The sequence below is a fragment of the Leisingera sp. ANG-M6 genome, from assembly GCF_000813905.1.
In the GTDB taxonomy this organism is placed as follows: Bacteria; Pseudomonadota; Alphaproteobacteria; order Rhodobacterales; family Rhodobacteraceae; genus Leisingera.
On the sequence record NZ_JWLG01000023.1, the window covers coordinates 1 to 10,429 of the forward strand.

The 10,429-nt window shown below is 68.0% G+C and carries 8 protein-coding genes; 5 read left to right on the forward strand and 3 right to left on the reverse strand.

Features of this window, described 5'->3' with window-relative positions; all coding sequences use genetic code 11:
- Positions 1 to 22 precede the first annotated feature (22 nt).
- From RA24_RS19430 to glf, 3 genes are all read left to right on the forward strand, one after another.
- Positions 23 to 2,488, forward strand: a complete 2,466-nt coding sequence (locus RA24_RS19430; protein WP_039193704.1) for a glycosyltransferase — start codon at positions 23 to 25, stop codon at positions 2,486 to 2,488.
- A 265-nt stretch (positions 2,489 to 2,753) separates the two neighbouring features.
- Positions 2,754 to 3,158: a glycerol-3-phosphate cytidylyltransferase gene (gene tagD / locus RA24_RS19435; RefSeq protein ID WP_036761752.1), complete on the forward strand. Its 405-nt coding sequence runs from the start codon at positions 2,754 to 2,756 to the stop codon at positions 3,156 to 3,158.
- Between the two features lie 223 nt (positions 3,159 to 3,381).
- Complete coding sequence (glf, locus tag RA24_RS19440; RefSeq protein WP_039193707.1) at positions 3,382 to 4,548, forward strand: UDP-galactopyranose mutase; 1,167 nt, start codon at positions 3,382 to 3,384, stop codon at positions 4,546 to 4,548.
- A 10-nt stretch (positions 4,549 to 4,558) separates the two neighbouring features.
- Here the strand turns inward: glf and RA24_RS22595 are convergent, their stop codons facing one another.
- Entirely contained in the window at positions 4,559 to 5,722 is a 1,164-nt protein-coding gene (locus RA24_RS22595) for a hypothetical protein (RefSeq protein ID WP_039193710.1), read from the reverse strand.
- 302 nt (positions 5,723 to 6,024) lie between these two features.
- Between RA24_RS22595 and RA24_RS19450 the strand changes: the two genes are divergently transcribed.
- Positions 6,025 to 7,275, forward strand: coding sequence for a hypothetical protein (locus tag RA24_RS19450; protein WP_019294887.1), 1,251 nt, complete (start codon positions 6,025 to 6,027; stop codon positions 7,273 to 7,275).
- Here RA24_RS19450 and RA24_RS19455 read toward each other — a convergent pair.
- The gene (locus RA24_RS19455; protein WP_019294886.1) at positions 7,272 to 7,925 is read right to left on the reverse strand and encodes an ABC transporter ATP-binding protein; all 654 of its coding nucleotides are present in this window, start codon (positions 7,923 to 7,925) and stop codon (positions 7,272 to 7,274) included. The two genes, RA24_RS19450 and RA24_RS19455, sit on opposite strands and share 4 nt — an antisense overlap.
- Positions 7,926 to 7,935: 10 nt before the next feature.
- The gene (locus tag RA24_RS19460) at positions 7,936 to 9,306 is read right to left on the reverse strand and encodes a sugar transporter (protein ID WP_082020404.1); all 1,371 of its coding nucleotides are present in this window, start codon (positions 9,304 to 9,306) and stop codon (positions 7,936 to 7,938) included.
- A 91-nt stretch (positions 9,307 to 9,397) separates the two neighbouring features.
- Here RA24_RS19460 and RA24_RS19465 point away from each other — a divergent pair, with 91 nt between their 5' ends.
- A complete protein-coding gene (locus RA24_RS19465; protein ID WP_019294884.1) occupies positions 9,398 to 10,267 on the forward strand; it encodes an ABC transporter permease in 870 nt (289 codons plus the stop codon).
- Positions 10,268 to 10,429 lie beyond the last annotated feature (162 nt).

Sequence of the window (10,429 nt, forward strand, 5' to 3'; positions counted from 1 at the left end):
CCCCTGACCCGGATCCGCCCCCATGACCCTGAAGCCCCTCCTGCGCAGCGCCTACCGCCGGTTCTACTGGACCAGCACCTACATGCCCGCCGGGCTGCGCCGCAGGATCGGGGCCTTTTACCGGGCCCGGACCGAAGCCCCCCGCAAGGCGCCGGAGACCCATTTCATCCGGGCGCTGGAAAACGATCCGGTCCAGCCCGGGGTGATGCTCTATGAAAGCTTCCACGGCAGCTCGATGAACTGCAGCCCGCGCGCCATCTTCGACGCGCTGCTGGAGGATCCGGAACAGCAGGGGCTGCAGCATGTCTGGTCGCTGAAAAAGCCCGGCCTGGCGCCGGACGCGCTGCGGGAGCACCCCAATGTGCGCTTCGTGGCGCCGGGCTCGGCGGAGTATGCGCAGCTGCTGGCCACCGCCGGCACGATCATCTCCAACAGCACCCTGCCGACCTGGTACCTGCGCCGCGACGGGCAGTCCTATGTCAACACCTGGCACGGGGTGCCGCTGAAGCGGATGTTCAAGCACGAGGACGCCCTGCGCCCGACCGTGCACCGCAACAGCCAGCGCAACTTCCTGCAGGCCTCGCATGTGCTCTTGCAGAACAGCTTCACCGCCGATGCCCTGCTGGGGGCTGCGGATGTGCAGGAGGCCGTCGGCGCACGGCTCAGCTGCATCGGCGCGCCGCGGGTGGATGAGACGCTGACCGCAGACCGCGATGCGCTGCGCGCCGAACTGGGGCTGAGCGACGGCCAGAAGCTGATCTTCGTGGCGCCGACCTGGCGCGGCGAGCTGGGCAAGGCCGACAAGAAGGCGCCGATGCTGGAGGCGCTGCTGGCGGCGCTGAACGGGCTGGACCCGGAAGAATACGCCGTCTTTGCCCAGATGCACAATTTCACCGGCACCCGCGCCAAAAACGCCAAGGCAGTGCCCGCCGGCATGTCCACCAACCGCTTCATGGCGGCCGCGGATGTGCTGGTCAGCGATTATTCCAGCATCATGTTCGACTACCTGGCCACCGGGCGGCAGCTGATCCTCTATGTCTACGACCGCGCCGAATACGAAGAGCTGCGCGGCCTCAATGCCAGCCTTGAGGATCTGCCCGCGCAGCTGTGCATGCGCCCCGGCGAGGTGATCGACGCCATCCAGGATGGCACCCGCGCCGATGCGCTGCCGCAGTTTGAGGCGGCCAAGGCGCAGTTCTTCCCGCTGGAGGACGGCCAGGCCAGCGCCCGCGCGCTGGAGGCCATCAAGGGGCCGGTGCCGCCGCGCAGCCGCCAGCGGCCCCGGGTCGCCTTCTTCGGCGGCGGCTGGAAGAACAACGGCATCACCTCCTCGATGCTGAACCTGCTGGCGGCGCTGCAGGAGTTCGACCTCGACATCTATGTGCTGACCGAAGGCCTGCCGCTGGAGAAATCCGAAGAGCTGCGCGCCAACCTGCGCCGGGCCGGGCCGCGGGTGCGGCTGATCCACCGGGCCGGCGCCATGCTGCGCAGCCCGGAAGAGAACCTCCAGGTGGAGCAGTTCTATACGCTGAACGGCTTTGAAAACCCGGAGCATGAGGCCGCGGTGACCGCCGTCTTCCGCCGCGAGGCACGGCGGCTCGCGGGCGACATGGAGTTTGACGCGGCAGTGGATTTCAGCGGCTATGCCCGCTACTGGAGCCTGCTGATGGCGATGCTGCCGGCCAAGCGCCATGCGATCTACCAGCACAACGACATGCGCTCGGAGGCCGACAAGCGGTTCGCGATCCTCAACGGCGTCTTTGCCACCTACAAATGGTATGACGCAATTGCCAGCGTCTCGGATGAGACCCGGCAGGTGAATGCCGGCAATCTCACCGCCTATTATGCCGCGCCGGAGGCGGCGCTCACCGTGCGCAACGTGATCCGCCCGGACCAGATCCGGACCCGGGCGCAGGCGCCGCTGCCGCGGGAGCTGGAGCTGGAGCTGCAGCTGCCGCAGGACAAGCCGGTCTTCGTGATGGCCGGGCGGCTGTCGCCGGAGAAAGCCAAGGACCGGGCGATCCAGGCCCTGGCCCGGCTGCGCGCCGAAGGCACCGAGGCGGCGCTGGTGATCATGGGCACCGGCCCGCTGGAGGAGGAACTGAAGGAAGAGGCGCGCAACTGCGGCGTCGAGGACCTGGTGATCTTTGCAGGCCATGTCAGCAACCCCTTCCCGGTGATCGCCCGCGCCAGCTGCTTCCTGCTCAGCTCCGACTACGAAGGCCAGCCGATGGTGCTCTTGGAGGCGCTCACCCTGGGCAAGCCGGTGCTGGCCACCGACATCCCCGGCGCCCGCAGCGTGCTGGGCACCGAGTACGGCCACCTGGTGCCGCCCAGCGTCGACGGGGTCGCCGAGGGCATGCGCCATTTCATCGAGGGCCGGATCAGCGGCGCCGACTTCGACGCCGAACGCTACTGCGAGGCGGCGCTGCAGGATTTCTTCGACCGCATTCTCGGCTTCACCCCCAAGCGCCTGCCGCCGGCCTGACCCCCCGTCCCGGCCCCTTTCCGGACCGGGCGGAAACAGGCCTGCACAGACCCGGCAGCGGCAGAATGCGGCCTGCCGGCCGCGGCTGGCGGGCTAAATTGATCCGGGGTCTACCCAAAGGCCGCTTAACCGGCTATCAACGCTTCCACAGCTAAGAGAGGCATCCCGGCACGAGCAGTCAGGCCCCGGCGGGAAAGCGGAATTGCAGCCAGACCGGACCGGAAAACAGATTTCCGGCACGGGGCGTGTGAATATGGAGTTATTAATGCGGCGTGTGATTACTTACGGCACTTTTGACACCCTTCATTTCGGACATATCCGCCTGCTCCGCAGGGCCCGGGAACTGGGTGATTACCTGGTCGTCGCGCTGTCCTCCGACGAGTTCAACGAGCTCAAGGGCAAGACCTCGAAATTCTCCTGGGAGGAGCGCAAGCGCGACCTCGAGGCGATCCGCTATGTGGACCTGGTGATTCCGGAGCACACCTGGGAGCAGAAGCGCCAGGACGTGCAGGACCACAATATCGACGTCTTCACCATGGGCGATGACTGGACCGGCGAATTCGATTTCCTGTCGGATCTCTGCCAGGTCATCTACATGCCGCGCACGCCGGAAATCTCCAGCACGATGATCCGCAACAAGATGCAGGGGCTCAGCACCGCTGCCGAATAACCCCGCCGCCGCCCGGCTTTGCCCCGGCCGCAGCGGATGCGGGCGGACCCCGTGGTATGCCTGCTGTTCCCCGACTGCCGCCTCCTGTGCCCTGCCGCCCTGCCGGCGGCTTTCCGGGGCACTTAACCCGCAGAGCATGACAGCCGTATGACATCCGCCGCCGCCTGCGGCACAATAGGGCCGCAAGGGCCGGCAGCGCCCGGACCGGACCCGGAGAACCGCCATGAACATTCTTTGCGTAGGCGCAGGCCTGTCGGGCGCGGTGATCGGCCGCCAGCTGGCCGAGGCCGGCCATCAGGCCACCGTGATCGACGCGCGCCCCCACATCGCCGGCAACTGCCACACCGAGCGCGATGCGGAGACCGGCGTGATGGTGCATGTCTACGGGCCGCATATCTTCCACACCGACGACACCGAGGTCTGGGACTATGTGAACCGGTTCGCAGCCTTCCTGCCTTACAAGAACCGGGTGAAATCCACCACCCGCGGGCTCTCGGGCGCGAGGGAAGTCTTCTCGCTGCCGGTGAACCTGCACACCATCAACCAGTTCTTCCGCAAGACCCTGCGCCCGGAAGAGGCGCATGACTTCATCACGCAGGAACAGGCCGACACCACGATCGAGGATCCGCAGACCTTCGAGGAGCAGGCGCTGCGCTTTGTCGGCCGCGATCTCTATGAGGCGTTTTTCAAGGGCTACACCCTCAAGCAATGGGGCATGCCCCCTTCCGAGCTGCCTGCCTCGATCCTGAAGCGGCTGCCGGTCCGCTTCAACTACGACGACAATTACTTCTTCCACAAATTCCAGGGCATGCCGCAGGACGGCTATACCGCGATGACCGCAAAGATCCTCGATCATCCGGGCATTTCGCTCCAGTTAGAGACTGAATTCACCCCGGAGATGGGGGCAGAATACGATCATGTGTTCTACTCCGGGCCGCTGGACGGCTATTTCGGCTACAGGCTGGGCCGGCTCGGCTACCGGACGCTCGATTTCGAGCGCTTCACCCATCAGGGCGACTACCAGGGCTGCGCGGTGATGAACTACGGCGAGGAAGCTGTTCCTTACACCCGCATCACCGAGCACAAGCATTTCAGCCCTTGGGAAAGCCATGAGGGCTCGGTGCTCTACCGCGAGTTCTCGCGCCAGGCAGAGCCCGGCGACATCCCCTACTACCCGATCCGCCAGGTGAAGGAGAAGGAACTGCTGGCCGCTTATGTGCAGCTGGCGCAGGAGACCCAGGGCGTCACCTTTGCGGGCCGTCTGGCCACCTACCGCTATCTCGACATGGATGTGACCATCCGCGAGGCGCTGGACGCGGCGCGCGGCTTCCTGGAGTGCCAGGACAAGGGCCAGGCGGCACCGGCGTTTTTTGCGCCGCCGCTGGCCTAGGCACCGGGCATCAGCCGGGCGAGCCGCTGCCGGACGGGCTGCTTTCGGGACGCGGCAAAGGTGCCGGAGCGGAGGCCGCCTGCGCCTCCTCTTCGCTGCCGAACAGGCGGCGCCACCAGCGCCGGACCCAGCGCTCGGGCGCGGGCTTGCCGCAATACATCATGGTTTCGGCCAGCCGGATCAGCGCCTCGGGGCTGACATCCTGCTGCGGCTGCAGCGGCGGGGCTTCAAACGGCGTCCAGTCAACCTTCAGCGCGCCGGGGCGGTCCTTGAAATACTGCGCCGCCACCCATTTGTTGCCCCCGGCAAAGCTCTTCTGGAACGCCCGGGCGGTGTCCAGGCCCGGCAGCACCTTGCCCGGCGGCACCTCGTTGCGCAGCCACTGGCGCAGCCGGAAATCGGCATGGGGCGGCAGCTCCACCCCGGTTTCGCCGCTGTTCAGAGCCTGCAGCACCCCGGCGGCCCAGATGCCCATGCTGGTGTTCTCGCGCTCCGGCTGCTCCCAGCCCGGCGCCTCCGGATCCAGCCCCAGCAGGGCGGCGAAATCCGACACCACCCCATGCGGCAGCCCCTTCGCGGCGGCAAAGGCGCGCACCTCCAGCACCTCCGGGCCGAACTCGCGGCCCCACCTCTCCAGCAGCTTGCGGAAATTGAAATAGCCGCGTTTGGGCGGGTGCATGTGGCGCGCCAGGAAACTGTCCACATCCTCCTCCAGCCCGTGCCGCAGCATGGTCGAATAAAGCGCCACCGCATGGTCGATCTGCGGCCGCAGGTAGACCACGATGCGCAGGCGGCGGCCCTCCAGGGCCGGCGCCAGCAGCGTCTTCAGCCGCGCGAAATGCTCCGGCGTGGTGCAGCGTGAATGCATATGCTCGCTGGAGATCACGATATGCTTGTCCGGATGGGCGGCGGTTTCCTCCGCCAGCGCCGCCTGCACCCGGCGCTCGAACTTCTCGTAGTCCGCCTGGGTGCGGATATTATGCGTCTCCTGCAGCTGGGTCTGCCGCTGCCGCCCCTGCAGGAACACCGGGATGGCGTTATGGGGCACCTCGCCCAGGCTGCGGGGATAGAGAATGCCCTGCTCCGCCAGCCGCTCCCGGTTGGCGGCCATGAAGCTCTGGATGCTGGTCGACCCGGTCTTGGTGGTGCCGATGTGCAAAGTGACCTGATTCATTGTATTCCGGCTGCTCTGTTGCGCCGCGCGGGCCGCGGCTGTTTCCCGCGCCGGATACTACGCATTGCCGCCGCGGAAGGCCACCGCGCTTTGCCCGCAGGCCGCGGCCGGGCGGGCTGGCGCGCAGCCCCCTCCCCCGGCCCGCAACAGGCCTGCAACAGGCCTGCAACAGGCCCGCCGCAAGCCCGCAGCAGGCCCCTATCCAAATCCTCCGGAACAGGCTATCTAGCCAGCCGGAGCGGCCCCGCCGCCAGCCGCCTGCCCCTGCCCCGAAGACCGCCACCAGGACCTCTTTCTCCCCGATGACGCTGACCGCTTCCCGCCCCGCTGCCCGGCTTGCCCGCACCCTGTTTCCCGGCCAGTTCCTGACCCGCAGCCATGGCCGCGCCGCCCGCTGGGGCACCGCCCTGGCCGCGGCCGGCGCCACCCTGGCGGTGACCGGCACCCCGGCCCTGGCGCGCGAGATGTTCCGGCGGCTGCACGGCGACCAGTTCCTGACCGGCATGCGGCGGCTGTCCTGGTACCTGCGGCGCGGCTGGCCCGGCATCGACATCTCGCAGGATCCGGTGCCGGTGTTCTACCAGGAGCTGGCCCCGCGCGAGCTGGCGGCGCTGCGCCGCTTCCTCAGCCGCCGCGCCGCCCGGCTGGCGCCGGATGTGCTGCAGGGCGAGCTGTGCCTGATCTCGGCCAGCGCCGCCCTCGCCGCCTTCGGCACCCCCGACTATCCCCGCTGCCTGCAGCTGTTCCGCCAGGACGCCGCCGCCGCCCTGCAGGGGGCGCTGGATGCCGCGCCGGTGCCGCCTGCCAGCCAGCCGCCCGCCGCCGGGACGCCGATCCAGCAGCAGTTTTCCCGCCCCGGCGCCGAACAGGCGCTGCGCGACACCCTGGCGCTCCTGGAGCAGAACGGCATCCGCGCCTTTGTGCTCTCCGGCACCTTCCTGGGGGCGGTGCGCGAAAAGGCGATCCTGGAGCATGACTACGACATCGACCTCGGGGTGATTGCAGAGGAGACCGATCTGGAGCGGCTGGAAGCGGTGCTGCACGGCAGCCCGCCGTTCCGCTGCATTGCCAGCGCCTGCCAGACCCGGCTGGAGCGCGATGGCAGCGGCCGCCTGGCCCGGCGCGACCTGCCGGTGCTTTACAAGCTGCGCCACGCCAACGGCACCGTCGCCGACATCTTCCTGCACTACCGCGAGGACGGGCTGCTGTGGCATGGCTCCTCGCAGTACCGCTGGGACAATGCCGACTTCGGCCTGGCATCCTATCCGCTGGCCGGCATCGAGGTGCAGGGCCCGGATGACGCCGGCCGCTACCTGACCGAGAACTACGGCAACTGGCAGGTGCCCAAGCGCGATTTCCACTGCGGCTCCGACACCCCCAACCTGCAGCTGCTGCCCAACCCGCTGTCGCTGGCCCAGGCGCTCTGGCAGCTGCGGCTCAGCGCCGGCAGCCCGCGGCGGCAGGCGCTGCTGGCGCAGATGCAGCGCGCAGGCCATATCACCCCCGCCGCAGACGGCGGCTGGCAGATCCCCGCGGACCTGTTTGCCCCCTAGGACAGCATCGCCTCATGCACGGCGATGGCTTCCTCCAGGTCCTCGTAATAGCGCATCTCGCCCTTCTCCAGCACCAGGCCGGCATTGCAGAACTGGCGCACCTGCTTCATCGAGTGGTTGACCATGATGGCGCCGGACAGCTTCATCCGGTCGGCAAACACCGCCTGGCTCTTGCGGCGGAACGCCTTGTCGCCCACCGCCGTCACCTCGTCGACCAGATAGGTGTCAAAGCGGATCCCCATCGAGGCGCCGAAGGTCAGCCGCGAGCGCATGCCGGAGGAATAGCTGCGCATCGGCATGTGGAAGGATTTGCCGAGCTCGGAGAACTCCTCGACAAAGGCCACCAGATCGTCGCTGTCGACGCCGTAGATGCGGGCGATGAAGCGGACGTTCTCGGCGCCGGTCAGATCGCGGTGGAACGAGGCCGCCAGCCCCACCGGCCAGGAGATGGTGCCGTCGGAGACCACCCTTCCGTGATCGGGGCGCAGGGTGCCGGCGATGATTTCCAGCAGCGTCGACTTGCCGGCGCCGTTGCGGCCCAAAAGCGCCAGCGACTTGCCCCCCGGCAGGGTGAGGTTCAGATTGTCGATGACAATCTTGCGCTCGCCCTTGATCCAGAAGCTCTTGGTCAGGTTCTCGAACCGGATCACCGCCCTGCCCTCAGCTGCGGTCGCGGACCGAGTAATAGATCAGCCCCCCGATCGACCAGACCAGCAGCAGGAACAGCCCGGTGAGCCCGCTCAGCACATAGCGGCGCGGGTATTCCGCCTCGCTGGCCAGGGTCGGCTTGATATAGGTGGCCAGGTAGCGGCTCTGGCGGGCCGCCTCGCCGCGCGCCACCTCCAGCGCCGCCAGCGCCGCGCGGTAGGTCTCCTCGGCAAACTCCCGGTCCACCGTCAGCCGCTCGAACTCGGAGATCAGCGTCGGATAGTCCTCGCCGACGCCGCCGGTGTCGGTGTTGCTGGAGGCAAAGGTCTGGCGCTCGATGTCGATGCGGTCGCGGATCACCTCGATCTTCTGCTGCGCCTTGGCCAGCCGCACGTCGCCCTCTGCCACCGTGCCCGCCAGCAGGTCGTATTCAATCAGCGCCTCGGCCAGCTGCTGCTGCAGGTTGTTCATCACCCCCATGCGGCCCTGGATATCCGCCGCCGGGTCGACGATGCGGGTGCGGGAGCGGAACCGGGTCAGCGCCTCGCGGGCCGCTTTCAGCCGCTCCAGCGCCTCCGCCAGATCGGCCTCGGCATAGCGCATCGCATCGGTGCGGGCCTGCTCGTTGAGCGCATTGATGCGGATCTGGCTTTCCTCGACGATGGCGCGGGTGATGGCCTGGGCCATCTGCGGCTCATAGGCGGTCACCTGCACCTCGGTCAGGCCGGAGCCGCTGTCATAGGCGATCCGCACCACACGCTGCCAGTACCAGGTCAGATCCTCCAGCGTGGCGCCGGGCCACAGCGCAAAGGCCCAGTCGCCGGGCCAGCGGCTGGCATAATGGGCGCTGAGGCCGGTGCGCGCCTCCACTGCGGCCACCAGCTCCTGGCTCTGGATGAATTCATAGAGGATGTCGCTGTCGGAGGCAGTGCTGTTGCCGGTGAAACTGGCCAGCCCGCCCAGGATGTCATTGGCGCCGGCGCTGTCCTGGCTGCGCACGGTGAAACCGGCGGTGGAGGCATACTGGTCTTCGGCCACCGCAAACAGGTAGAACACCGCCGCCGCCAGCGGCAGCAGGACCAAGAGCCCGAAAGAGGCGATCAGCCCCCAGTGGCGCCGCTTCATATGGGCGGCGCGGGCAATCGGATAGGCGGGCTGCTGCTGCTGCAGCGCTTCCAGCTCCGCCTCGGCGGCCTCGGCCCGGACCAGCAGGCGGCCGATCCGGCGCTTCTGCTGGGCGATCTTCACCTCCGGCTCAAGAGGACCGGGCCTTGCCGCCGCGCCAGTGCCCTTGCCGCCGGCACCTTTACCGTCCGCATCCTTGCGGCCAGAACGGAATTGGGCGGCCGCTGTGCGCTGCGCCGCCGGACGATCCTGTGTCATAATCTGCTTACCCCGGCCTGCAGCCGTTTGTAATTGCCTCGTCTTTCTTTCATATTATCGCCTGCAGCGCGCATATTCACAATGGCTATTCATGACCCGACCCACATCCGCGGCAGCCCCGGCCCCGTCCCCTGCCCCGTCTTCGGCCGCCGCTCCGGCCTTCCCTCCTGCCCAGCGTCCCGGCACCGGGCGCGCCCGCAGCTTTGCCGCGCTGCGCACCATCGCCGCGCTGATGCTGCGCGAGATGTCGACCCGCTACGGGCGCACCCCGGGCGGCTACCTCTGGGCGGTGCTGGAGCCGCTGGCGGCGATCCTGTTCCTGTCGGTCGGCTTTTCGCTGGTGATCCGCAACCCGTCGCTGGGCACCAGTTTCCTGCTGTTCTATGCCACCGGCTTCCTGCCGTTCAATCTCTACCAGAGCGTGTCCAACACCGTGGCCCGGGCGCTCAGCTATTCGCGGCCGCTGCTGCGCTACCCGGCGGTGACCTGGATTGATGCGCTGCTGGCCCGGTTCCTGCTCAACAGCCTGACCGGCATCCTGGTCACCCTGCTGCTGACCGGAGCGGTGCTGGCCGTCATCGACAGCCGCGCGGTGCTGGACCTGCCGCCGGCGGTGCTGGCGATGTTCCTGGCGATGATTCTCGGCCTCGGGGTGGGCGCCCTGAACTGCGTCCTCAGCGGGCTGTTCCCGCTGTGGGAGGTCGCCTGGTCGATCCTGACCCGGCCGCTGTTCATCGCCTCCGGCATCCTGTTCATCTATGAGGACCTGCCGCCGCTGGCCCAGGACATCCTGTGGTTCAACCCGCTGATCCATATCACCGGGCTGATGCGCACCGGCTTCTACCCGACCTATACCGCCTCTTATGCCAGCGTGCCGTTTGTGCTGCTCAGCAGCCTCGGGCTGCTGGCGCTGGGGCTGGTGCTGACCGGGCGCTACCACCGGGACATCCTGAACCGCTGAACCCGCCCGCCTGAAACCGCCGGCCTGTGCCTTTGCCCGGCTGCTGGCGCATGCCGTGCGGGCCGGGGGTCAGTCTTCGGCGGCCAGCTCCAGCACCCGCGCATGGCTCACCCTGGTGCGCCGCAGCAGCCCGTCGCGCACCGCATGCGCCAGCAGCCGGGC

Bases quoted from the DNA above. Each gene is read 5' to 3' on its own strand.
- RA24_RS22595 (WP_039193710.1), bottom strand. From the start codon at position 5,722: ATGAATCAGGTCACTTTGCACATCGGCACCACCAAGACCGGGTCGACC.
- RA24_RS19430 (WP_039193704.1), top strand. From the start codon at position 23: ATGACCCTGAAGCCCCTCCTGCGCAGCGCCTACCGCCGGTTCTACTGG.
- tagD (WP_036761752.1), top strand. From the start codon at position 2,754: ATGCGGCGTGTGATTACTTACGGCACTTTTGACACCCTTCATTTCGGA.
- RA24_RS19450 (WP_019294887.1), top strand. From the start codon at position 6,025: ATGACGCTGACCGCTTCCCGCCCCGCTGCCCGGCTTGCCCGCACCCTG.
- RA24_RS19465 (WP_019294884.1), top strand. From the start codon at position 9,398: ATGACCCGACCCACATCCGCGGCAGCCCCGGCCCCGTCCCCTGCCCCG.
- glf (WP_039193707.1), top strand. From the start codon at position 3,382: ATGAACATTCTTTGCGTAGGCGCAGGCCTGTCGGGCGCGGTGATCGGC.
- RA24_RS19460 (WP_082020404.1), bottom strand. From the start codon at position 9,306: ATGACACAGGATCGTCCGGCGGCGCAGCGCACAGCGGCCGCCCAATTC.